The organism is Acinetobacter sp. ANC_7513, assembly GCF_056779915.1.
Genome location: NZ_JBWYIW010000001.1, coordinates 238433 through 263972, shown reverse-complemented (window position 1 = coordinate 263972; position 25540 = coordinate 238433). Strand labels below are relative to the sequence as shown.

Genomic DNA, 25540 nt, shown 5'->3' with positions numbered 1-25540 from the left:
GACTGATTCCTTATACCGCAACTGCTTCAATTAAACCTTGTTCTTGTAACTGACCCTGCATCGCCAGCGCGAGAACTGCCATACGCACCGCAATACCATTGGTCACCTGATTCAAAATCACTGATTGAGGACCATCTGCAATACTTGAATCAATCTCAACACCACGATTCATCGGCCCTGGATGCATCACGATACAATCACGTTTGGCCAAAGCCAAACGCTCTTTGTTCAAACCATACATTTTGTAAAATTCAGCTTGTGAAGATAATGCAGGTGAATCGATACGTTCATTTTGAATACGTAAAGTAATGATGACATCACAATCCTTAATCCCAGCTTCCATATTGTTAAATAGGCGAACACCTTCACCATATTCATCGAAGCCATAAGGAAGTAACGTATTCGGCGCAATCACACGAATATCTTTACAACCTAATGTTTGCAATGCAGCCACATCAGAACGTGCAACTCGTGAATGTTTAATATCCCCAATGATTGCAATGGAAATATCTTCAAATTTTTTATTGGTTTCACGGCGAATCGTAAGCATATCCAACATTGCTTGTGTTGGATGCGCATGACGTCCATCACCCGCGTTGATAATCGCAACAGTTGGACAAACATCCTTCGCAATAAAATGTGCAGCACCCGATGAAGAATGTCGAACCACAAAGATATCAGCCGCCATTGCTTCTAAATTCCACAGTGTATCTCTCAGTGTTTCGCCTTTAGAAGTACTTGAGCGAGCAATATCAATATTGAGCACGTTGGCAGAAAGACGTTTTGCCGCTGCTTCAAATGTCGTTCGTGTACGTGTCGAATTTTCGAAAAACAGGTTCATTACCGTTTTGCCTTCAAGCATATTATTGGTAATGAGCTGATTTTGGTCATTAAAAAAGGACTGTGCAGTGTCCAATATTTTTGTAAGAGTTTCTTTTGAAAGGCCTTCGATGGTGAGGAAGTGTTTGAGATTCCCATCTTGGTTGAGTTGAATCTGGCTCGGTGTATGCAATGCAGCGAAGTGCATGAGAGATTCCTTATACGTTAAGTCAACGTATTATACAGATTCTAAAATGATTTGGCAGTGACCCACACTGCAGCTGATCAATATCTAACTTAATCACGACTTATGACGTTTCATAAAATTTTTCAGAAACTTAATTTAACCAAAAGTATTCCGTTGAAATCTTCTAATTCCCTCAAAATTAGGCTCCTAACTCCTACATAAAAGCTTGTTTATCTTTATTTTGATACATCTGTTCAATCAAATTTCCTGAAATAGTGAGTTAGATTATAAAATTAGAAATTTTTAATAAATGATCCACTCATAGTTTTATGGATATGTTAAAAAATGAGTGAGACACATCTGTATAGCAATCACGATTAAAAGACTTCCCATCACCCTATTCAAAATTCTTGCTCGATTTCCCACATTAAGAAACTGGGCCAATTTTTCCCCTGCATATCCCCAAAGCCATAAAGAGACATAGCAGACCATAAAATAAATCAAAACAAAAAGCGCTAAAGAAACACTATTCTCTGAAGCTGAAAATAGGGCTGTACCTGAAACGGCGGCAATCCAAGCTTTTGGATTCAGCCACTGCATTAAAGCACCTTGCGTAAAATTTGGAATTTTCTCTAGATCTTGTTGATCCGTTTGAATTTTCTCGCCTTTAGCACTTAAAATATTCCAGCCAATCCAAACCAATAGAGCCGTTCCTAACAGCGCAATAGCATCCAAAAGAACCGGATACAATAAAATAATCTGATATAGACCAAAGCAAACTGCTGCAAGTAAAGCAGTAAATCCAATGGTAGCACCTGAAATAAAAGCAAAAGTTTTTCGGACACCAAAGTTCATACTGCTACTGAGAATAGTTAAATTAACAGGTCCAGGAGAGATAGACATCGATAATGAAAAGGTAAACATAGAGAAAATTAAAGCCAGCATATTTTTTTATCTTTTAGTGTTTTTTAGTTTTATGGGGCCATATCAACCAGTTTCAATCAATCTTTAAATTTAAATTATTTTTAAAATGGTTGGATCAACGTATTAAAGCAGTTTTAAAATCAAAAATAAGTTAAAATATGCGATTGCTTTATTTGTCTTTGGGAATGTTCATGAATTCTAAACCTCGTCTTTCTACATATTGGGTTACCTGTGCAGATGGGCTTGAAACCTTACTTCAAGAAGAAATTGAAGGTTTAGGAGTACAAAACGTTGAACGTTTCCCTGGGCGATTGGTTTTCAAAGGTCAATTGGCTGATGCCTACCGCATTTGTATGTGGTCTCGTCTTGCATCACGTGTTTTGACGCCCATCCATACATTTGAAGTAGAATTTACTCACGATGCACGCGATGTAGCTGAAGAACTCTACGAAGGTGCAAATAGTTTTGACTGGTCGCTTATTTTTGCACCTCAAAGTACATTTGCTGTGCGTTTACATGTTGAACGTGAGATCAAGGTCAATAGCCAGTTCGCCACATTACGTGTAAAAGACGGTATCGTAGATTCCTTCATGGAGGCTGTCGGTAAACGTCCAAGCATCGATATCAAACAACCTGAAATAACCATTTATGCTTTGGCTGGTAAGAAAGAACATACTTTCTGTTTAGATTTGTCTGGTGATTCATTGCATAAACGTGGCTATCGCCACTATATGACTGATGCACCCATCAAAGAAAACTTGGCTGCAGCCATCCTTCAACATGCAAAATTAATTGAAAAGAATCCAGATATTGTTCTTGATCCAATGTGTGGTTCAGGAACATTCATTATTGAAGCTTTGATGATGTTAACTGACCGTGCTCCTGGTTTGGTTCGTCGTTTCGGCTTTAATGGCTGGAATGGTCATGATCATGATCTTTGGATGCAAATTAAAGGTGAAGCTGCGGAACGTCACAAAGTTGCCTTAGAAAAACCGCTTCCAAAATTCTATGCCTTTGACGCAGATTGGGAAGCAGTAAAAGCAACCAAAAATAATATCCGCGCTGCAGGATTTGAGGCATTGCTAGATCAAATTCAAATAGAAGAGCGCACCCTTTCTGATTGGCCAGATTTTAAGGCAGAAGGTAAATCTGTGGTCGTTGTCACTAACCCACCTTATGGTGAGCGTCTTGGTGATAAAGGCTCTAGCCGTTCATTCTATCTTGGTCTATCTGGCTTACTTCAAAAGAACTTTGCCAACCAAACTGCCGCAGTTATTGCAGCTCAAATTGAACAAGCAGACGTGTTGGCATTTAGCGAAACTCAAACGCTTCGCTTAATGAATGGTAAGCTACCTATTTATATTCGCTCAGGTAAGATTAAGCCACCTGTTGTGACACAACCTTTCTTAGCCAATTGGCAACCACTTCAATTCGATAAAATTGAAGGTGCTGAAGATTTTACAAATCGTTTGCAAAAGAATATGCAGAATTTGAAAAAATGGGCTGTAAAAGAAAATATCTATTGTTTGCGAATTTATGATGCTGATCTACCAGACTTCAATGTCGCCGTAGATCTATATGGTGACCGATTGCATGTTCAAGAATATGCCCCACCAAAATCAATCGATCCTGAAAAAGCGAAAAAACGTTTTAATCTTGCTTTACAAGCAATCCGTGCTGTCACAGGTTTAGGTCGCGATGCCATTTTTATCAAGACTCGTGCTCGTCAGGAAGGTAAAAACCAATACACTAAACAAAGTACTGCCTCTAAACGCTTTATCGTTCAAGAAGGCAAAGCGAAAATCTTGGTTAACCTCACAGATTATTTAGATACTGGTCTTTTCCTCGATCATCGCCAAATTCGCTTACGCATCGCTGCTGAAGCGAAAGGTAAACATTTCCTTAATCTATATAGTTATACCTCAACTGCAAGTTTACATGCTGCGTTAGGTGGTGCTGCGAGCACGACCAGTGTCGACCTTTCAAATACTTATTTGAACTGGTCTAAAGAAAACTTTGTCTTAAATGGTTTAACGGTTGATCATGCTGACCAACAACACCAGTTCTTTGCCAGTGATTGTTTTGAATGGTTAAAAGAAGGTCATGAACAATATGACTTGATCTTTATCGATCCGCCAACGTTCTCGAACTCTAAAAAATTCCATGGTACGTTTGACGTTCAACGTGATCACTTATCCCTGATTAAACGTGCAATGAATCGTTTAACCACTGGTGGTACGCTGTATTTCTCAAATAACTATCGTGGTTTTGAATTAGACGACGAAATCAAAGCGTTTTATGACATTGAAGAACTCACCCATGAAACAATTGGTCTAGACTTTAAACGTAATACTAAAATTCACCGTTCATGGAAAATTAGACATCTTCAAGCCTAATGATTTGAGAGCTTGACTAATAAAAAACAGGGCAATTCGTTTGCCCTTTTTTATTTTCTTAAATTTTTTGAAGATGAATATTCCTTTGTCACAATAATGGTTGGATCTGTTGAAACATAGACAGTACGTGGTAGCGTATCATAAAGATAATACGTCAGTGGTTTAATGGTTTTGCTAATCTGCTCAGGATCTGCTTTTTTGCTCAATTCAAAATCAGAAACTGCATTTGAAACCAATTGCTTCTGATTAAATTCTTCTGCTTGAGTCTGAGCCAAATGTTGTTGATTTTGTATTTGTACCTCAGCGCTCTGTGATACTTCTTTTTTTAATTCTTGCACTAAATTTTCATTCAAATTCTGATCAATCACTTGCTGTTCGATAAGTTCAGATTCTTCTAATTGCTGTGCAGTTGCCCATTGAAAACCACACATCAGCATGCAAGAAATTAAAATTGACCGTCGAAAAGTAACACTTATGAATTCCATTTTTTATCTCGAGAATTATTATTGTAATTTTATTTATATATTTATTAATTACAGCTAATCAAGTGCGTTCACTCGCATTCCGATGAACGCACCATATTCTTAAATACGACTCACTTCAAAGTAAGAGTATTTAGAACGATCAATCACGTCATAGGGTTTACTTTCATAACTATGAAGCGTGTGAACTGCTTTCATTTTATGTGATGAACACTGCTCTAGAACTTGCTTACGTGGGTCATTCTCAACCACAGTCACACAAAATGATGTTTTACCCTGAGCTTTCACCAATGTATTTACTTTGGTCAGCATAAACTTTAGTACGTCTAACGCACTTGGATCACAGAGGAAACTATGCGTCATGAGATAATCAAAGGATTGCCCTTCTTCGGGAAGCGTTAACTGTCCAGTAATTCGAGCATAAGTGTTATAGACAGGTTTTAACAGTTTTAACGTTGTAGAATAACTCGCCACTTTAGTTTGTTTGAAATCTTTTTGATCCCACAAACCAAATAAACCTACGATTTTATGATCTGAATTGAGCACTAAATGAAAGTCTTCTAATCTCAGCCCATACCAAAAAGGATGATTAGCTTCCAATAACTGTCTAAAGTCATAATCAGGTAAAAAATTATAATGGGAAGCCATTTCTTGTATAAAACCATTGACCGCATCAATCTTATCTATGGTCATTGTTTCAAGGCGAAGTTCAGCAGACTGCTTAAACTTAGGCACCTTAGAAATGGTAAAAGTGGTCATCGAATCAAAGATATAAGGTAAAGCATATCCTTCTCTTTCACGATGCATCATATTACGAGCTACTTTATTATCTTCTAAAATCACACTTTGAAAGATAATTTCACGAGGGAAACATTCAAAAATGTATTCCATAAATACATTAAACGCTTTTTTACCCCGAGCTGTAAGTTTGATTCGTAAATCTGATACATAGCGTAATTGTTCAGTGACGCCATTGATCCAATACGATTTCCAACCGATGTTCATCATGGCAATAATTTGATCAGGCTGATCTTGATGTACGACAACCAAAATTTCAGGCTTATTATATTGTGCATGTGTAGCACGAAAATAACTCGGTTTCCGCTCAAATGAAATCACCATACCGTTACTCGGCATACTTTCAGAAATCAGCTCAATCAATTGAGGATCATCTTGCTCCGCAGCATAACGTAGATAAAATTCAGGCGAGGTTTTTGATCGATATAGTAAATTTTGCTCTGTCATTTTTAAATTCTTAAATAAATTTCATTTTCTTCAACGGTTCTGGCTTGATATTCCCCTCAATCATGCCATTGCGCATTGCGATTGTCTTATATTCATGCCATGCATCTTCCACATGCATCACGCGTGCTTCATCTAATTGCCCTAAATTACGTGCCAACTCATAGTGAAAATTTTGTTTTAGCAATTGATCTAACTGTTGATCGGACGGCTGCCCACTCACACTACCCTCAGAAAGCAAAACATAATAAGGTTTCGATTCAGTCTGTTCTATTCCGAGTAAACTAATGGGTAAAAAACCGTTTTGTTTAAATGTATCGATCACACGCAAAGCAACAGATTGATCAATCTTTTCTCCGACCAAATCAACTGTCATCTTTCGACCAAGAAATTTAAAGCACGGAATGCCCTGATAAAAAGAATCAACCAATAATTCATCATCAATAATGTAGCGTTTTAGGCCAGAACCTGTCGTAATAATCGGACTCACGATTTGACCTGGCTTAAGCTGCCAAGCAGGGTAAATTTGCTGAGTATCTAAATCTTGAAACTCATAAAAATGAGCTTGATACATCAAGGGATAATGATCATCTAAAGGTATAGTCACTACGCCTTCAGTGGCCCAAAGCCCTTTACCTTCAAAATTTACACCCTTAATTTTGGTTTTTAAAATTTGTGCCCAGTGCTGTGCGCTTGCGGTATCCCAAGATGAAATTAAAAATAGCTTTGGCCACAATTTTTTCCAACAAGTCGGATCTTCCAAATCTAATCGTTCTAGAATCTGGCTACGTTTTACTGATTTTTTGATTTTTAAAAAATCTAAACTTTGACGACTCCACTGACCAGTCGATAAAACCTCAACGATTTCACTCTTATTTTCTTGGATAATTTCGATCAGTTGCAGTGCAAAAGTTGGGCTCCACACTGAAATCATGCCGAGATTTTCATCTCTGACTAAATATACAGCCGTAGCGAACATCGCATCTTCAGCAGTTTCTGCCAAAGCAATGTCAGCAGGCACGGCCTGCGTAATTTGAGTTAAAATTCGTTTTGAAAAAGAAAGTAAGGCACTATCATCATTTAAATTATGAGTGGTCGTCAGTTGACGCTGGCTTTCAGGCAACCAAGATACAGACCAATAGTGTGTTGTACGTTTTAGTTCAGGATAACGACGATATAAACTCGTGAGCCATAAACCAATCGCCTGATCTATTTCACCTAAAAATTGTTGGGTATATGGAATAAATTTGAGTGCTTCACTTGAACCACTTGTAGGCTGGAATCGGATAATTTTACTTTTATTAAGTAAATTTACGCCTTGATTACGTGATGCTTCAACTTTCTGCTTCCAATCAGCATAACGTGTTACTGGAAAATGTTGAGCAAACGACTCATATTCCATCTTTGGATCATCACATATAACTTTTAATTTATCACGCTGAACTTTTTCCAATTGATCAGCGTATTGATAAAAGTCTTTAAATGATTTTTTACAGGCCAAATTTAAAACTTGATGAGCTGCAAATATCACAGACATTAGGCCACCTTAGAATCTTGATCTTGATCTTGATCTTTGGTTTGAGCCGATTTAGATAATTTATCTTTATTCAGATTCGACTTATTTTTTTTGAGCGATGATTTTTTCACAAACCTTACCGCTGTTTGCAAAATATCAACCCAACGCAGCTCACCAATACACGGTAATTCAGTACCTTGAACCCAAGATGGATTGCATTCCTCAAAAAACTCAATTTTACGATTTTTCTGGCGCATTTCTTCTGTTATTGGGGCCACATCAGGTTTCAGACACTGATAGTTTTCTCCAAAATCAATCAGCTTTGATTCATCATCATAGTATTCTGCAAAATACTCACGACAATACGCTTCAACATAATCTTTTAAATATTCATCTTTATTTTCTGGATTTGGATAATAGTGATAATAATTATTTGCAAGAAGTAAGTAGGTCTTAAAGCCCTTTGAGATCAGCATCCAATAAATCGGTACACCCGTATGACGTAATTTGAAGGTCATTACATAACGAAACATCGCACGTTGTAATGCTCGACTACCCCAATACGCCTCCTCAATAATGGTATCACCACTAAAAAAAGCATGGGCAGTTTTACCATTCACGGTAAAATTTCGCTCCATTACAGTTGAGAAACCCACTAAAAAATCTTTTTTGGGTTCTCGAATGATAAACACACCAGTCTTTTCCAGAAGGTCTCTTTCAAAAATTTCAAAGACTGTATTTGAATAATAGTTACTGTAAATATTGAACATCTTTTCAATATCACGGGGTTTTAAATCTTTTACCTTAACAAACTCACTATAAGGTTCTTTTTTTAATTTTCGGAGTCGTTTTAATTCTAGCATATTGATCCCATTAAGCTAAACAATGAATTCCTTTTGTGAATCAATAAACAAATTAAACATTTATTCACAAAAATATTGAGTGCAATCTTATACTTAATAGATTTGAGTAGCAATTTTATTAAAAAATAAATTTATTATTTTTAAATCACTTAAATGAAAAAAAACCTGAAAGAATTCAGGTTTTCTAAGTTTGTTTATTAAATTCTAATTTAATTTAAGTTTACTAAAACTCAAATTTCCATCAGTGCTTTGTATAACAATTGTATCTCCTGGCAAAAATTCTCCCGCCAAGATTTTTTGAGCCAATGTATTTTCAACCTTTTGTTGAATAGCACGTTTAAGTGGTCGAGCCCCATAGATTGGGTCATATCCTGCCTCAATTAATTCATCGAAAGCAGTGTCATCTACAGTCAAACTTAAATCACGATCAGCCAAACGAGCACGTAAGCGATCTAACTGAATATCCGCGATACCTCGAATCTGCGATTTTTTCAGTGCATGGAAGATTACAAGTTCATCAATTCGGTTAATAAACTCTGGTCTAAAATGCTCAGAAACAGCAGCCATCACAACACTGCGTACATCTTGTTCCGTCGCCATGTCACCTAATTCGCGCACTTCATTTGAACCTAAGTTTGAAGTCATGACGATCACTGTATTTTTAAAATCCACCACACGCCCTTGCGAATCAGTCAAGCGACCATCGTCAAGTACCTGGAGCAGAATGTTAAATACATCTGGATGAGCCTTCTCTACTTCATCAAATAACACCACGCTATAAGGCTTACGGCGTACTGCTTCAGTTAGCACACCACCCTCTTCATAACCAACATAACCAGGAGGTGCTCCCACCAAACGACTAACAGAATGTTTCTCCATAAATTCAGACATATCGATACGGATCATGGCATCGTCACTGTCAAATAAGAAGTTTGCTAAAGCTTTAGTTAACTCAGTTTTACCGACACCTGTTGGACCTAAAAATAAGAATGAACCACTTGGGCGATTTGGATCTGAAAGTCCAGCACGTGAGCGTCGTACAGCATTAGAAACTGCAACTACCGCTTCATCTTGGCCTACGACGCGGTTATGTAAAAATGTTTCCATACTGAGTAATTTTTCACGCTCACCCTGTAGCATTTTTGCTACAGGAATTCCTGTAGCTGCACTTACAACTTCGGCAATTTCATTGTCCGTCACTTTATTACGCAATAATTTAGGTTCAACTTTCTCTTCAGATGCTTCTTCACTGAGTCGTTTCTCCAAATCAGGAATTACTCCATATTGAAGTCGTGCCATTTCAGCTAGATCATTTTCACGTTGTGCCTTTTGCATCGCGATACGTGCTTGATCAAGCTCCGCCTGAGTTTGTTGATCGCCTTGCACTAAACGTTTTTCAGAAATCCACACTTCTTCAAGATCGCTGTATTCCTTCTCTACTTCAGCAATTTGTTTTTCTAAGTGTGAAACTTCAGCTTTACTTCCTGCATCTTCATCTTTTTTTACAGCCTCAAGCTGTAATTTCAGTTGAATAAGACGACGTTCTAATTTATCTAGAGACTCAGGTTTTGAATCAAGCTCCATCTTAATTCGAGATGCCGCTTCATCAATCAAATCAATCGCTTTATCTGGTAGTTGACGATCTGTAATGTATCGATGCGACATTTTAGCTGCAGCAATGATGGCAGAATCTAAGATTTTAACACCATGATGTACTTCATAGCGCTCTTTTAATCCACGTAAAATCGCAATCGTGTCTTCAACACTAGGCTCATCAACCAATACTTTTTGGAAACGACGTTCAAGTGCTGCATCTTTTTCAATGAATTGTCGATATTCATCTAATGTTGTAGCACCTACACAACGTAATTCTCCACGTGCTAAAGCAGGCTTCAACATGTTACCTGCATCCATTGCACCGTCGCCTTTACCTGCACCGACTAGAGTATGCAACTCATCGATAAAGAGGATAATTTCACCATCATGTTTAGCAAGATCTTTTAATACAGCTTTTAAGCGCTCTTCAAATTCACCACGATATTTTGCACCAGCTAAAAGCGATCCAAGATCAAGTGATAAGACACGTTTATTTTTTAAACTTTCAGGCACTTCTCCATTAACGATACGCTGTGCTAAACCCTCAACAATGGCAGTTTTACCAACACCCGGCTCACCAATCAAAACAGGATTATTTTTTGTACGGCGTGATAAAACTTGGACTGTTCGACGAATTTCATCATCTCGCCCAATCACTGGATCAAGCTTGCCAGAAAGTGCTCGCTCAGTGAGATCAATGGTGTATTTGTTTAATGAATCACGTTGATCTTCATGATTGTTACTCATGACTTTTTCATCACCTCGAACTTTAGTTATCGCCGCTTTTAAACCTGCGGATTGAACACCAACCGCATTTAAAATAGTTTTGGTTGCACCTGTTTCTGCTAAACCAAGTAACACCCAATCTGTTGAAAGAAACTCATCACCCGATTTTTGTGCATAACTATCTGCCAAGTTAAGCGCTTTAACCGCATCTGGACTGAGATTGATATCCCCAGTTGGATGGGCAAGTGTTGGTGCATCAGCAAGCGCCTGTTGCAACTTTGTGCTCAATTCTCGTAAATTCGCCCCTGCCTGCTGCAACAAACTCATATTTGATGGCTCTTCAAGCAGTGTCGATAGTATATGGATGCCTTCAATCGCTGTATGATCCTTGCCCATTGCTAAAGATTGCGCATCAGATAAGGCTTGCTGTAAGCGATTTGTAAATTTTTCAAAACGCATTATTATTTTCCTCACAACAAATTTGGTACTTGCTTAGTTAATGGGTGAGAAGCGTCATATTTCAAGTCGGTTTTTTAATTATTTTCTTAAATTTCAATTATTTAAAAAATAAAGATAGATTATAATTATAATATTTGTGCTGCTCATACATTTTTCAATACCACTTCACAATTTTTTCATGGTGATTATGATATTTATCTACTATTCACTACATATGACAAAGAAAATATATTCTCAGTAAACGGTGATTATTGTTCTCAAATCATCACATAGGAGTACGCCGAACTTATATCGACCTAATCGGTACATGTTGTGCAAAATCATTCAATATGAATTTATAAGATAAACAATTAATTTTATATTTATTTAAAGAATATAGATAAAACTTATAATAATCACCGTTTTCCATAAACGGATGATTTAATCATTCAGGCATACTTACATGAATCATTTTATAAATCTCTCAGAAAATAAAGTCCATCAAGATAAAATTAAATTTATTTTATCTGAAGCAAAAAAAAATGTAGAAGATCATACACTCCTCTTTGCAGGCTCTTTAAAACCCCAAGATGCGTGGCTTTTATTTCAATCCCAGCAAGCGATCATTATTGATGTCAGAACACATGAAGAGCGAAAATTTGTAGGTTATGTCGAACATTCAGAACATATTCCTTGGCTGACAGGCATCTCACTTGAACGTAACCCAGAGTTTTTAGAGAAGTTACAATCTTTTGTTAATGCATATGACATCATTTTGCTCATGTGCCGTAGTGGAAAGCGCTCTGCTGCAGCAGCGAGTGTGGCGTATAACGCTGGTTTCACGAACGTATACAATATCGATCAAGGTTTTGAAGGTGATTTAGACCCTAACTCACATCGTGGTACTTACAATGGCTGGCGATTTCACAATCTGCCATGGGTACAAGAGTAAAATTGATTCGCTCAACTTACATAAAAAAAGCAACCTTAAGGTTGCTTTTTTCAACTCGATAAAATCAAGCTTCGGCTTCAATGATTTCAAAATCATGTGTAATTTCAACACCGCCATCTGAAAGCATTTTACTTGCTGAGCAATATTTTTCTGCAGATAGCTCAACCGCTTTAGCGACTTGCTTTTCTTTAACTGCTTTTCCTGTAACCACAAAATGCAAATGTATCTTCGTGAAAACCGCAGGAATCGTGTCTGCCCTCTCAGCTTTCAACTGACATTGAACACCAGTCACATCTTGTCTAGATTTTTTTAATATGGTCACAATATCAAACGAAGCACACCCACCAAGCCCCATTAAAATGAGTTCCATCGGACGTGGACCACGGTTTTCACCACCGTAAGCTTCAGCACCATCCATGATAATTTGGTGACCGCTTTCAGATTTTGCTTCAAAAGCAACATTCTCTAACCAATGTACGCTAGTATGCATTGCAACTACCTAAAAAAAACTATAAATTTACTTAGGACTGTACACTAGCATATATTGAGCTGATAAGGAATTTCACCTCTTATGCTTCACGTGGCAAGTTTATTTAGGTCTAAAGATCTAGTTACTATCCAAATCGGAATTTAAAAAGCATGACTTCTAATTTTTCACAACTTAGTACAGATGCTTTGTCGCCAGGTCAATTACCTGAATCTGTCAAAGCTTTGCTCAAGCGTGCGCACATCAATAGATTTCCAAAACGAACTTCAATTATTGATGCGGGCTCAGAGTCGAAATCTCTGTATCTAATTTTAAAAGGGTCGGTTTCAATTATTTTACGTGAAGATGATGAACGTGAAATTGTTGTAGCCTATTTAAACCCAGGGGACTTTTTTGGAGAGATGGGATTATTTGAAAGTAATCCTCAGCGTACTGCAGAAGTACGTACACGTGATGTATGTGAGATTGCTGAAATTTCATATGCTAACTTCCATGAAGTAAGTAAGCAGTATCCAGATCTTAGCTATGCGGTGTTCGCACAGCTCGTTCGTCGCTTAAAAAATACAACTCGAAAAGTAACTGACCTAGCATTTATTGATGTATCGGGTCGTATTGCACGTTGTTTAATCGACTTGTCAGCTCAACCTGAAGCAATGATTCTTCCAAATGGACGCCAAATTCGTATTACTCGTCAAGAAATTGGTCGTATTGTAGGTTGTTCACGTGAAATGGTTGGTCGTGTTCTTAAAACACTTGAAGAACAAGGCATGATTGAAACTGATGGTAAAGCTATCTTAATTTTTGATTCATCATTAGAAGCAGTAAATTCTGTTGAAGAAGACTTTGACAACAATGATGATGAATAAATTTTCATCTGATCTACATTCAAAAAAGCAAATCTGACGATTTGCTTTTTTATTGCCTTTTTTCTGAAAACTTTCGAATTTATTTTACATACGTTTTGAATCTTAGATTAGGTATGATTTAAATATATCAACTTAAAAAATACAGCAAGGATGTTGAGCATGAAATTTAATCGACTTGGGCAAACAGATATACACGTTCCCGAAATTTGTTTAGGAACAATGACCTTTGGTGAGCAAAATAGCCAGTCCGAGGCTTTCCAACAACTGGAATATGCACTCGAGCGGGGGTTAAATTTTTGGGATACTGCAGAGATGTACCCAGTACCACCTAAAGTCGAAACTCAAGGAGCGACGGAAGAAATTATCGGCAATTGGATTCAGCAGCGCGGCCAACGTGATCAACTTTTTCTTGCTTCAAAAATTGCAGGTCCAGGTCAAGGTGGTAGCAATATTAGAGGCGGCACAACTCGCTATACTGCCAGCGACATCAGCTCAGCCTTAGACTCAAATCTTAGACGCTTAAAAACTGACTATATTGATCTTTATCAGCTGCATTGGCCTCAACGCCCAACCAATATGTTTGGTCAATTGGGTTATACCAATCACCATGCTCACAGTACACTAGATATCACACCACTCGAGGAAACCTTATCTGCCCTTCAAGCGGAAATTAATAGAGGTAGAATTCGTTATATCGGACTCTCCAATGAGACACCATGGGGAACCATGAAATTTCTACATTTAGCTGAAAAGTTAGGGCTGTCTAAATTTGTTTCTGTACAAAACCCCTATAACTTATTAAATCGTACCTATGAAATCGGCATGTCGGAGATTGCTAAATTTGAAGGCATCGGTTTACTGGCCTATTCACCGCTCGCTTTTGGCTATTTAACAGGAAAATTTAGACATGGTGCGAGACCTGCAAATGCCAGAGTCACCTTATACTCTAGATTTGTGCGTTATAGTAATCCTGAAAGTGAATGGGCAACTGAACAATACGCCCTCTTAGCAGAAAAACATGGACTGACATTAACGCAATTGGCGTTAGCTTTCATTAAGCAGCAGTTCTTCGTGACCAGCACAATCATTGGTGCAACCGATTTAAATCAACTCAAAGAAAATATTGATGCTTTTAATGTGTCATTGTCAGCAGAAATACTTCAGGAAATTGAGATCATCCATAAACAACAGCCAAATCCAGCACCTTAAGTGTCTAATAAATTCGATTTCAATACATTTGAATCAAAGCCATACTGTGATAACAATTTACTAAGTGGTGAATATAAAAAAAAGGATGCTAACGCATCCTTTTTTAGCTTTATTCTTTTAACGGCGACTTTGGTTATAAATCGCTTGAGCTGCAGGTAAGTTTTTACGCATCGCCTCAATTCGTTGAGCATTTGAAGGGTGTGTTGATAAGAAAGATGCATTGCCACCATTACTTGCTTTAGCCATTTTCTCCCATAATGTAATCGCTGCTTGTGGGTTATAACCAGCTCGAGCCATTAACATTAATCCACCCTGATCAGCACGGCTCTCCAAGTTACGTGAATAAGGCAACCCTACACCCAGTTGAGAACCAATTTGTGCAACTGCTGCGCCACCTTGACCTACCCCAGCTGCACTTAAACCAACACCTAAAGCCAAGTCAGTTAAAGCTTGAGCACCCAATTTACTTTTTGCATGCTCTTCCAAAGCATGGATCATTTCATGTCCCATGATGGCCGCAATTTCAGCATCTGTTAAATTTAAACGTTCCACAATACCTGTATAAAAAACAACTTTACCACCCGGCATGACAGAAGCATTTAATTCACTTGATTTAATTACAGATACCTGCCATTGGAATGGCTGACCCGTTTGATTCATTTGATCAGCATATGGACGCAAACGATTGTAGACATTGGTAATACGCTTATAGGTATTTGAGCTTGTATCCAATAAGCCCTTGCTGCGAGCTGTATCAATGGCTTGCGAGTAACTTTGTGCAGCAGCTGCATTTAATGTCGCTGAGTCCGCACCCGCCATATCCGCAAATGTTGTACACCCTGAAATCGAGATCACCGCAGATGCTGTAAGACCGAGCAATAATTTGTTCTTCATTATAATGTTCCAATCTACTTGAAAGTACTTGTTCATAATTATAGACAAACTCAACTAAGCTTAATATCTCATTTTTCTTCACTTTTTTATTTGTTATGTAATTTAGTAAACAAATTGATAGCTGATCCAAAAGACCAAACAAAAAATATTAAGCACGAGATATGTTTGACTCCACGGTTTTAAACAAGTTTCAAGCTTCTCATCTTTACGTTTAAAAAATAAATAGGTGTTCTGAATTAAAATAATAGGGACCAATATGCAAGCGATCATAATCGACAGCCCAATAAAGACTTGGTAGACCACATCTTCGGCTACTGTTTGAGATCGAATTATCATCATCGCAATCGTGGGTGCCCCCCCCATTGCAAATAACAACGAATAAAACATTGTTCCAGAAATATTTTTATGCATCCTGCACACTCTATTATTTTATACATTCGATTTTAACAATCTCTAAGATTCAGCACAGCCAATTTTTATACAACTTTGGTCGTTGTTTAGATCAAAAAAAGCCCTGTGATATCACAGGGCTTTTTTAAAACTTTTAATTAAGCTTCAAACGGGTGACGAAGAATAATCGTTTCATCACGGTCTGGACCAGTTGATACGATGTCGATTGGACATTCGATTAACTGTTCAAGTCGCTTAATATAGTTGATTGCTGCTTCTGGCAATTGGTCTAAAGATTTAGCACCAAAAGTAGACTCAGTCCAACCAGGCATTGTTTCGTAAATTGGTTTTAAAGTTTCAAATGCAAGTGCATCAGAAGAACCTACGCAGCCCGAATCTGCAGCTTCATAACCTACACAGATTTTGATTTCTTCTAAACCATCAAGAACGTCAAGTTTAGTCAAGCAAATACCCGAAAGTGAGTTTACTTCTACTGAACGACGAAGGATTTCAGCATCGAACCAACCACAGCGACGTTGGCGACCAGTAGATGCGCCAAATTCTGAACCTACAGTACCAAGGTGCTTACCAATTGCATCACCAACATCGTTTGCAGCATCATAAACCAACTCAGTTGGGAATGGACCTGCACCTACGCGAGTTGTATAAGCTTTGGTAATACCCAATACATAGTCAAGGTGTAATGGACCAAGACCAGAACCAGAACTCACACCACCAGCAGTCGTATTTGAAGATGTTACGTATGGATAAGTACCATGGTCAACATCAAGAAGTGAGCCTTGAGCACCTTCAAACATGATGTTGTCACCATTCTTACGATATTTATGCAATTCGCCAGTAACATCAACAACCAGTGGAGCAACAACTTCACGCCATTGATCACATAACGCAAGCACGTCTTCAAGCTTAACCGCTTCTACACCGTAGAATTGTGTTAATTGGAAGTTATGGTATTCAAGTAACTCTTCAAGCAATGCTTTAAGATGATCACCACCACGCACTAAATCAGCGACACGAACCGCACGACGTGCAACTTTATCCTCATACGCTGGACCAATACCACGACCTGTTGTACCAATCTTGGCATTCCCACGTTTTTTCTCACGTGCTTGGTCTAATGCAATATGGTTTGGCAAAATTAATGGACAGTTTGGAGAAATACGTAAACGTTCTTTAACTGGCACACCTTGCTCTTCAAGAATCGTCATCTCTTTGATTAACGCTTCAGGAGAAAGCACTACACCGTTACCAATTAAGCAAAGTACGTTTTCACGTAAAATACCAGATGGAATGAGGTGTAAAACAGTTTTCTTACCACCTACGACGAGAGTATGACCTGCATTGTGTCCACCTTGATAGCGAACAACTGCAGCCGCTTGATCTGTGAGCAGGTCAACGATTTTACCTTTACCTTCGTCGCCCCATTGGGTACCAAGTACCACAACATTCTTGCCCATAATAGCCTCATTGCATCATGCTGTTAAAATTGAAGAACATGATTTGAAATTTAGTATTCAAATCAGGTGATTAAATCTGTTCGAGTTTCCACTCACCCGCTTGATTCACCAACTGGTGAGTCGCGTTAGGTACTGAATTCAACTCATCTTGACCAAGCAACTGCACAACGCTTTTACCTTGATCACGTAATCCTTGAATTGCTTTGACTAGGTCAGCATTATTGCCCTTAGGTGCAACGATCACTTCCAATGCTTTAAATTGACCAGCGCTTAAAGCGTATAAGTCACATGAAAAGCCAGTTGCTGGACGTGCACGACCAAAATGCTCACCAATACCATCATAACGTCCACCTTGAGCTAATGGCGCAGCACGATTTGGTGCATATACTGCATACATTAAGCCAGTGTGATAGTGATATGAACGAAGCTCTACTACATCGATACCAATATGCAGATTTGGCCAACGTTGCTGAATCGCATCTTGTGTGCTTTGAACTGCATTAAATGCTTCTTGGAATGCCGAATCTTCTAAGATTTCTTGGCTTAAATGTGATTTTAAAGCGACTAAATCACTTGCATAACGACCAAGCGAATAAAAATCAGATCCGAATTTAAGTTGTTGCGTATATTCAGCAAGTTCTGGCAATGCTTTACGCTGATATAAATCAGATAGATGCGACTCTGTAGCTTTGTTCAATCCTGCATGTTTAACTAAGCTACGGAATAGACCAACGTGTCCAATATCTAAATGGATCGCCTCAGTTACACCTGTATTTTTTAATAATTCCAACATAACATCGATCATTTCGACGTCAGCATCGATACTGTCTGAACCAAACAACTCAGCACCGAGCTGTAAAGGCGCACGTGTGGTATTGAAACCTTGTGGTTTGGTATGAAGTACCGTTCCAGCGTAGCAATAGCGTGCAACACCTTCAACTGGATACACGTGTGCATCAATACGCGCCACCTGAGGCGTCATATCTGCACGCACACCAAGTAAACGACCTGAAAGTTGATCGATTACTTTAAATGTGGCTAAGTCTAAATCTTGATTCGATTCTGAAAGAGAAGATAGAGATTCGATGTATTCAATAAATGGCGTGTACACCAATTGATAACCTCGAGCTGCGAGGAAATCTAACGCGGTACGACGCAAAGTTTCAATAACTTGCGCTTGCTCTGGTAATACATCAGCTACACCATCAGGTAATAACCATGTCTCTGAAATGGGCATGTTGTAAACCTAAATTCTGTCAGCGCGGAACAAATCCGCATAAAAAAATCGGGAACACACCCGATTTCTCCTAGTCTATCACGATCAACCCCCATGTGCATCAGACTTTTAAATAATTAAATCGGAATTTTAGATTATTCATAAGCTTCTATTGGTAATTCTGAACGCACTAGCAGTTGATCTATGTTATAGACTTAAGCCTTTATAAAAGACACAGCATTTCAGTTTCATGACTGATCTGGAAATGAATGACATAAATCCAGTAAACGATTGGTATATCCCCATTCATTATCATACCAAGCATAGACTTTAGCTTGCTTCCCGACCACCATGGTTTGAGTTAAATCAACAATGAGTGAAAACGGAGAATGATTAAAGTCAGATGATACTAAAGGCTCATCTGTTACCGACATAATTTCCGAAAATTGCTCTCGTGCTGCTGAAATTAACGCTTCATTTAACTGATGGTCTGTAATTGGCTGTTGCGCTATAAATGTCAAATCAATAGCTGCCACATTAATGGTAGGAACACGAATTGAGTAACCGTCTATTCGCCCTTCCATTTTTGGCATGACACGTTTGATTGCACCTAGAGCAGATGAAGTCGTTGGAATAATGTTTTGCCCAGATGCCCTCGCACGACGTAAATCGCGGTGAACATGATCTAAAACGGATTGATCCGCTGTAACAGCATGAATTTCTGTCATTAACGCACTTTCTATGCCAAAGGCATCGTCAATAATTTTGACCAGAGGAACCAATGCTTGTGTCGTACATGAAACACTCGAAATAATCTGATCCGTAGTTTTAACCTCTGTATGATTTACCCCGTAGACAATTGCAGCATCAACCGTATCAAAAGGTGCAGCCCCAATTATCACACGTTGAGCGCCAGCATTGAGATGGCGTGTCGCTTCTGCTCGAGATCTAAATAAACCAGTACACTCTAAAACAACATCAACGTTTAAACGCTTCCATGGCAGTTGATCAGGTTCTGTTTGACAGTGGACTTCAATAGATAATTTTTTTTGATAGGCATAAATATTGAGAAATACTTGCTCTGCAACATAACTCAACTCCACTTCCCCATGAAATCTTCCATGTGTGGTGTCATATTTAAATAAATGAATTAAAGTTTCTACATCAGCCACATCATTAATCGCAACGATTTCAAAATTGAATTGTTTTGGATTTTCAAACCAAGCTCTTAAAACATTTCGCCCGATTCGTCCAAATCCATTAATTGCGATACGCTGCATATGTAACCTTCAACTCTTTAATACAAGTTCTTGAAAGCTCTATGTTAAAGTATTTCTAAAATATTCAGTAATAAATAATGGTCTTATGACTACTCAATATTTTTGATTGATCTTCGTGCGAGATACGCTGCTTAAGCATTTGAAAATGATCTCAACACCAATAATGATTAAAATTTCACCTAAAATCAGAATTAAAGAGAATTGTCATTAAAACACTTTAAAATCATTGGTACAGGTGGCAAATTCCGTTATAATTTGGCGTTTTTAAACTTTTAGCCCGGTATGCTGGGGTGAATTTTTTTGTGAATTCGCACTTTATTTCCCAGACATATTATTTGCCAATACAGAATTAATGGAGTGACTTGGTTGTGAGTACTCGTTTTATGACATCAGCTGAAATTCGTGAAGCATTTTTGCGTTACTTTGAATCGCAAGGCCACACACGTGTCGCGTCGAGTTCTCTAGTTCCTGCCAACGACCCAACTTTGCTCTTTACAAATGCTGGTATGAACCAGTTCAAAGATTGCTTCTTAGGCCTAGAAAAACGAGATTATGTACGTGCAGTGTCATCACAAAAATGTGTTCGTGCTGGCGGTAAACATAACGACTTAGATAACGTGGGCTACACAGCTCGTCACCATACGTTTTTTGAAATGTTAGGTAACTTCTCTTTCGGAGATTACTTTAAACGTGACGCGATTAAATTCGCTTGGGATTTCTTAACCAATGAAAAATGGTTAGGTCTACCTAAAGACAAATTATATGCAACGGTTTATCACACTGATGATGAAGCATTCGACATCTGGAACAAAGAAATCGGTCTAGATGAGTCTCGCATTATCCGTATCGGCGACAACAAAGGCGGTCAATACGCTTCAGATAACTTCTGGGCAATGGGTGACACAGGTCCTTGTGGTCCATGCTCTGAAATCTTCTTTGACCATGGCGATCACATTTGGGGTGGTTTACCAGGTACACCAGAAGAAGATGGCGACCGTTTCATCGAAATTTGGAACAACGTATTCATGCAGTTTAACCGTACTGCTGATGGCGTACTTCACCCTCTTCCAGCGCCATCAGTAGATACAGGTATGGGCTTAGAGCGTATTTCTGCAGTTTTACAACACGTAAACTCAAACTACGAAATCGACCTATTCCAACATTTGCTTAAAGCTGCAGCTGAAATTATTGGTTTAGATACTGCTGAACTTGAAGCGAAAGCACAAGCTGAAGGCAAACCAGTTGAATACCCTGCGTCTTTAAAAGTGGTTGCTGACCATGCACGTTCATGTTCATTCTTGATTGCTGATGGCGTAAACCCTTCAAACGAAGGCCGTGGTTATGTACTACGTCGTATCATCCGTCGTGCAGTACGTCACGGTAACAAATTGGGTGCGACAGGTTCATTCTTCCACAAAATGTTAAAGCCTTTAATTGAGGTGATGGGCGCTGCCTATCCTGAACTTGAAGCACAACAAGCGCGTATCGAAGCGCAACTTTTAAAAGAAGAAGAGCAATTTGCTAAAACCTTAGAACAAGGTTTGAAATTGCTTGAAGGCGAACTTGCGAACTTAAAAGGTTCTGTAATTCCAGGCGAAGTGGTATTCAAACTTTACGACACGTACGGCTTCCCAACTGACCTTACAGCGGATATCGCACGTGAACGTGATTTAACCATTGACGAAGCTGGTTTTGAAAAAGAAATGGCTGCACAACGTCAACGTGCACGTGATGCGGGTAAATTCGCAATCGACTACAACAGCGTTGTAAAAGTTGAAGGCGAAACTCAGTTTGACGGCTACGATGCTACTGCTGGTGAGGGTCAAATCATCGCAATCTATAAAGATGGCGAACAAGTTGATGAAGTCGTTGAAGGTGATGAAGCTTTAATCGTTCTAAACCAAACACCTTTTTATGCAGAAAGCGGTGGTCAAATTGGTGATACAGGTATCTTTAAAAACGATACAGGTATTTTCGAAGTTCAAGACACGAAAAAATCTGGTGGTGCGTTCGTTCACCAAGGTATCGTGACCATGGGTAACTTTAAAGTTACTCAAAATGTAGAAGCAACAGTTAAAGCAGACATTCGTGCAGCAACAGCACGTAACCACTCTGCGACTCACCTTCTACATGCTGCACTTCGTCAAATCTTGGGTTCACATGTTCAACAAAAAGGTTCATTGGTTGCTTCTGACGTGTTACGTTTCGACTTTGCCAATGATCAACCCGTGACATTTGAACAGATTCAAGAAATTGAACGTCTGGTAAATGCTGAAGTGATTGCCAATACGCCTGTAACAACCGAACTCCTTGACATCGAATCTGCAAAAGCTAAAGGCGCGATGATGTTGTTTGGTGAGAAATATGGCGAAGAAGTTCGCGTACTTTCTATGGGTTCAATCATTGAAGAGAAAAACTTCTCGATCGAACTTTGTGGCGGTATTCACGTAAAACGTACAGGTGACATTGGTCTGTTCAAAATCACTTCTGAAGGCGGTGTTGCTGCAGGTGTACGTCGTATTGAGGCAGTTACAGGTACGAAAGCAATTGAGGTGGCTCAAAAAGCTGATCGAGACATCAACACGATTAATGGCTTATTGAAAGCACAAAAAGATCAAACGATTGAGAAAGTTGAAGCCTTAGCGGACACAGCATCAAGCTTACAAAAGCAAATTGATCAATTGAATCAAAAACTTGCACATTTACAGGCGGCTGAACTACTTAGCCAAGTTAAGGAAATTGCAGGTCGCAAAACGTTAATCACGACTGTTCAAGGTATGGATGCGAAATCACTTCGCAATCTACACGACGGCGTGAAATCAAAATTAGAAAATGCTGTGATTGTCCTTGCAGGTGTAGAGGGTGACAAGGTGAGCTTGATCGCATCTGTAGCTAAAGACTTCACAGCTTCTATAAAAGCAGGTGACATCATCAAACACTTAGCAACTGAGCTAGGTGGTAAAGGTGGTGGTAAGCCTGATTTGGCACAAGGTGGCGCGCCACTTAACGAGAAGTTTGCTTCTGTCATGGCAGAATTAACTGCTTGGCTAGCTGCAAAATAAAACTTCACCTTTTGTGTAACTGACCTTGAACAACTCTTCAAGGTCATGGTTTATATGGAACAACTATGGCATTAATCGTTCAAAAATATGGCGGTACTTCAATGGGTACTCCTGAGCGCATTTTAAATGTTGCTCGTCGTGTAAAGCGTTGGCATGATCACGGCCACAAGGTTGTGGTTGTTGTATCAGCAATGAGTGGTGAAACTAATCGCCTACTCGCTTTAGCGAAAGCCATTACCGACACCCCTGACCCACGAGAATTAGACCAAATGGTTTCAACGGGTGAACAGGTAACGATTTCAATGTTAGCAATGGCACTGAACTCTATCGGTGTGGAAGCGAAATCTTTGACTGGACGCCAAGTTGGTATTAAAACTGACAGCTCATTCACAAAAGCACGTATTGAATCAATTGATACAGATGTCATGACTGAACAATTAGATGCTGGTCGTGTCATCGTTGTTGCAGGTTTCCAAGGTTTTGATGCTAATGGAAACACAACAACTTTGGGTCGTGGTGGTTCTGATACTTCTGGTGTTGCATTAGCAGCTGCACTCAAAGCGGATGAATGCCAAATTTATACAGATGTGGATGGTGTATATACAACAGATCCACGTGTTGCACCAAAAGCGAAGAAAGTTGATCGTATTTCTTTTGAAGAAATGCTTGAAATGGCTTCTCTTGGTTCTAAAGTTTTACAGATACGTTCTGTTGAGTTCGCGGGTAAATATCAAGTCCCTTTACGCGTACTCTCTAGCTTCGACAATGAAAATGATGGCGCATTTGACGAAGAATTTAAAAACAACGTCGGAACACTTATCACTACTGAATTGGAAGACAACATGGAACAGCCAATTATCTCTGGTATCGCATTTAACCGTGACGAAGCTAAATTAACTATCTTAGGTGTGCCTGATCTTCCTGGTATTGCATCTAAAATTTTAAAACCGATTGGTGATGCTAATATCGAAGTGGATATGATCATCCAAAACGTTGAAGAAGATGGTACAACTGACTTCACATTCACAGTCAATCGTGGCGAACTTGCTAAAGCTAAAAAAATTCTTGAAGAAACTGCTCAAGCAATCGGTGCTCGTGAAGTTGCAACACGTGATGATATTGTAAAAGTATCTATCGTAGGTGTTGGTATGCGCTCTCATGCTGGTGTTGCAAGTAAAATGTTTACAGCACTTGCTGATGAAGGCATCAATATCCTGATGATTTCAACTTCTGAAATCAAAATCTCTGTTATTATTGAAGAAAATTATTTAGAGCTTGCTGTTCGCTCACTTCACACTGCGTTTGGTCTTGACCGCGAACATGGTGAGTCTAGCGCACGTGCTTAATTTTCTGCCATGAGTTAGCAGAAACAATGCATACTTGATGAAGAAATATTCAGAGCCACTATAGTTTTTCCTATAGTGGCTCTGTTATATTAGGTCTAGAGGTTTATGGGATAATTTCAATAGTCCTGTGCGAATGGTTAAATTCGTCACATTTATCTATTAAAATATTTCGTGGTGCCGAGGTTGTTATTTTCACTTTTTGAAAAAACTATCGCAGGTTTAGCGTTTAAGCAAGGAGATAAACATGCTGATTCTCACCCGTCGTGTTGGTGAAACATTAATGATTGGGGATCAAGTCAGTGTCACTGTACTTGGTGTAAAAGGTAACCAAGTGCGAATTGGTGTGAATGCGCCTAAAGAAGTATCTGTACATCGTGAAGAAATCTATCAACGAATTCAGCATGAACGTGCGATGCATGAGCACTTGCAACATCTTGACCAAGATTACCAACCTTCTTACGAAGAAGAGAATTACACTCAAAATGATTTCAATCGTTGATTAGAAATGATTTTGTGACTAAAGCGGCTAAATTTAGCCGCTTTAAATTTTTGGTGTTTAAGCTGTTTAAAGTCCCAATGATTTGCGTACTGGACCAAAACTACGCCTGTGCTCTTCAACCACGCCAAACTGTGCAATAGCTTCAAAATGAGCTTTGGTCGGGTAGCCTTTATGTTTTGCAAAACCAAACTGAGGATATTTAGCATCAAGTTCTAACATTTGATGATCACGTGTCACCTTAGCCAGGATACTGGCAGCAGAAATTTCTGGATGTAATGCATCTCCTCCAACTACAGCATCACAACTCATACTCAATCCTTGGGGAATTTTATTACCATCAACCAATACATGTTGTGGTTGCACAGTCAATTGTTCAACGGCACGACGCATTGCCAACAACGAAGCATTCAATATATTGAGTTCATCAATTTCGTGATGACTCGCTTCAGCGATAGCCCAAGCTAGTGCTTTTTCTTTGATCTCTATAAATAATTTTTCACGTTTCTTTTCACTGAGTTTTTTAGAATCATTTAACCCAAGAATCGGATTGTTAGGATCCAAAATTACAGCAGCTGCAACGACCGATCCCACCAGTGGACCGCGCCCTGCTTCATCAGCACCAGCAATCAACATCATTTTCCTAATTTATCCTTAAAAAAATAGGCCGATCAA

General features: G+C 38.8%; 21 protein-coding genes. 7 read left to right on the top strand and 14 right to left on the bottom strand.

All coding sequences use genetic code 11. The features are described from left to right. Positions 1–10 precede the first annotated feature (10 nt). On the bottom strand, positions 11–1027 hold the full coding sequence (locus AC1M9B_RS01240) for an aspartate carbamoyltransferase catalytic subunit (protein ID WP_481608353.1): 1017 nt from the start codon (positions 1025–1027) through the stop codon (positions 11–13). A gap of 306 nt (positions 1028–1333) precedes the next feature. Continuing rightward, positions 1334–1951 (bottom strand): LysE family translocator, encoded by a 618-nt coding sequence (locus AC1M9B_RS01235; RefSeq protein ID WP_481608352.1) that lies wholly within the window; start codon positions 1949–1951, stop codon positions 1334–1336. Positions 1952–2121: 170 nt separating this feature from the next. Here AC1M9B_RS01235 and rlmKL point away from each other — a divergent pair, with 170 nt between their 5' ends. Further along, positions 2122–4326, top strand: coding sequence for a bifunctional 23S rRNA (guanine(2069)-N(7))-methyltransferase RlmK/23S rRNA (guanine(2445)-N(2))-methyltransferase RlmL (gene rlmKL / locus AC1M9B_RS01230; protein ID WP_481589786.1), 2205 nt, complete (start codon positions 2122–2124; stop codon positions 4324–4326). A 50-nt stretch (positions 4327–4376) separates the two neighbouring features. On the opposite strand, the gene AC1M9B_RS01225 is transcribed toward rlmKL, so the two are convergent. The 5 genes from AC1M9B_RS01225 to clpB form a co-directional block, all read right to left on the bottom strand. Next, positions 4377–4757 (bottom strand): hypothetical protein, encoded by a 381-nt coding sequence (locus AC1M9B_RS01225; RefSeq protein ID WP_481608351.1) that lies wholly within the window; start codon positions 4755–4757, stop codon positions 4377–4379. Between the two features lie 153 nt (positions 4758–4910). After that, positions 4911–6053: a GNAT family N-acetyltransferase gene (locus AC1M9B_RS01220; RefSeq protein ID WP_481596863.1), complete on the bottom strand. Its 1143-nt coding sequence runs from the start codon at positions 6051–6053 to the stop codon at positions 4911–4913. A gap of 10 nt (positions 6054–6063) precedes the next feature. Then, on the bottom strand, positions 6064–7587 hold the full coding sequence (locus AC1M9B_RS01215; RefSeq protein ID WP_481608350.1) for a GH3 family acyl-acid amido synthetase: 1524 nt from the start codon (positions 7585–7587) through the stop codon (positions 6064–6066). Further along, a complete protein-coding gene (locus AC1M9B_RS01210) occupies positions 7587–8429 on the bottom strand; it encodes a hypothetical protein (protein WP_481586668.1) in 843 nt (280 codons plus the stop codon). The genes AC1M9B_RS01215 and AC1M9B_RS01210 overlap by 1 nt, the downstream gene beginning before the upstream one ends. A 204-nt stretch (positions 8430–8633) precedes the next feature. Continuing rightward, the gene (gene clpB, locus AC1M9B_RS01205) at positions 8634–11210 is read right to left on the bottom strand and encodes an ATP-dependent chaperone ClpB (RefSeq protein ID WP_481595509.1); all 2577 of its coding nucleotides are present in this window, start codon (positions 11208–11210) and stop codon (positions 8634–8636) included. Positions 11211–11652: 442 nt separating this feature from the next. Here clpB and AC1M9B_RS01200 point away from each other — a divergent pair, with 442 nt between their 5' ends. Further along, a complete protein-coding gene (locus tag AC1M9B_RS01200) occupies positions 11653–12141 on the top strand; it encodes a rhodanese-like domain-containing protein (RefSeq protein ID WP_035265884.1) in 489 nt (162 codons plus the stop codon). 64 nt (positions 12142–12205) lie between these two features. Here the strand turns inward: AC1M9B_RS01200 and AC1M9B_RS01195 are convergent, their stop codons facing one another. Further along, the gene (locus AC1M9B_RS01195) at positions 12206–12631 is read right to left on the bottom strand and encodes an OsmC family protein (protein WP_481608349.1); all 426 of its coding nucleotides are present in this window, start codon (positions 12629–12631) and stop codon (positions 12206–12208) included. 149 nt (positions 12632–12780) lie between these two features. On the opposite strand from AC1M9B_RS01195, the gene crp reads away from it, so the two are divergent. Further along, the gene (crp, locus tag AC1M9B_RS01190; RefSeq protein WP_035265881.1) at positions 12781–13494 is read left to right on the top strand and encodes a cAMP-activated global transcriptional regulator CRP; all 714 of its coding nucleotides are present in this window, start codon (positions 12781–12783) and stop codon (positions 13492–13494) included. 159 nt (positions 13495–13653) lie between these two features. Then, positions 13654–14703: an NADP(H)-dependent aldo-keto reductase gene (locus AC1M9B_RS01185; RefSeq protein WP_481595510.1), complete on the top strand. Its 1050-nt coding sequence runs from the start codon at positions 13654–13656 to the stop codon at positions 14701–14703. Positions 14704–14820: 117 nt separating this feature from the next. Here the strand turns inward: AC1M9B_RS01185 and AC1M9B_RS01180 are convergent, their stop codons facing one another. The 5 genes from AC1M9B_RS01180 to gap form a co-directional block, all read right to left on the bottom strand. After that, on the bottom strand, positions 14821–15597 hold the full coding sequence (locus tag AC1M9B_RS01180) for a M48 family metallopeptidase (RefSeq protein ID WP_035265878.1): 777 nt from the start codon (positions 15595–15597) through the stop codon (positions 14821–14823). Positions 15598–15699: 102 nt separating this feature from the next. Beyond that, complete coding sequence (locus AC1M9B_RS01175; RefSeq protein WP_481608348.1) at positions 15700–16008, bottom strand: hypothetical protein; 309 nt, start codon at positions 16006–16008, stop codon at positions 15700–15702. A 137-nt stretch (positions 16009–16145) separates the two neighbouring features. Further along, positions 16146–17465 carry an adenylosuccinate synthase gene (locus AC1M9B_RS01170; RefSeq protein WP_035265875.1) on the bottom strand — a complete coding sequence of 440 codons (1320 nt, stop codon included), beginning with the start codon at positions 17463–17465 and terminating at the stop codon, positions 16146–16148. A gap of 70 nt (positions 17466–17535) precedes the next feature. After that, positions 17536–18702, bottom strand: a complete 1167-nt coding sequence (locus tag AC1M9B_RS01165) for an ATP phosphoribosyltransferase regulatory subunit (protein WP_035265874.1) — start codon at positions 18700–18702, stop codon at positions 17536–17538. A 227-nt stretch (positions 18703–18929) separates the two neighbouring features. Then, entirely contained in the window at positions 18930–19961 is a 1032-nt protein-coding gene (gene gap / locus AC1M9B_RS01160; RefSeq protein WP_481588434.1) for a type I glyceraldehyde-3-phosphate dehydrogenase, read from the bottom strand. 368 nt (positions 19962–20329) lie between these two features. Here gap and alaS point away from each other — a divergent pair, with 368 nt between their 5' ends. The 3 genes from alaS (at position 20330) to csrA (ending at position 24868) form a co-directional block, all read left to right on the top strand. Then, on the top strand, positions 20330–23023 hold the full coding sequence (gene alaS, locus AC1M9B_RS01155) for an alanine--tRNA ligase (RefSeq protein ID WP_481608347.1): 2694 nt from the start codon (positions 20330–20332) through the stop codon (positions 23021–23023). Positions 23024–23088: 65 nt separating this feature from the next. Further along, positions 23089–24369: an aspartate kinase gene (locus AC1M9B_RS01150; protein ID WP_092766113.1), complete on the top strand. Its 1281-nt coding sequence runs from the start codon at positions 23089–23091 to the stop codon at positions 24367–24369. Between the two features lie 244 nt (positions 24370–24613). Continuing rightward, the gene (gene csrA, locus AC1M9B_RS01145) at positions 24614–24868 is read left to right on the top strand and encodes a carbon storage regulator CsrA (protein ID WP_035265869.1); all 255 of its coding nucleotides are present in this window, start codon (positions 24614–24616) and stop codon (positions 24866–24868) included. 66 nt (positions 24869–24934) lie between these two features. On the opposite strand, the gene rnhB is transcribed toward csrA, so the two are convergent. Then, the gene (gene rnhB, locus AC1M9B_RS01140; protein ID WP_481595669.1) at positions 24935–25501 is read right to left on the bottom strand and encodes a ribonuclease HII; all 567 of its coding nucleotides are present in this window, start codon (positions 25499–25501) and stop codon (positions 24935–24937) included. Positions 25502–25540 lie beyond the last annotated feature (39 nt).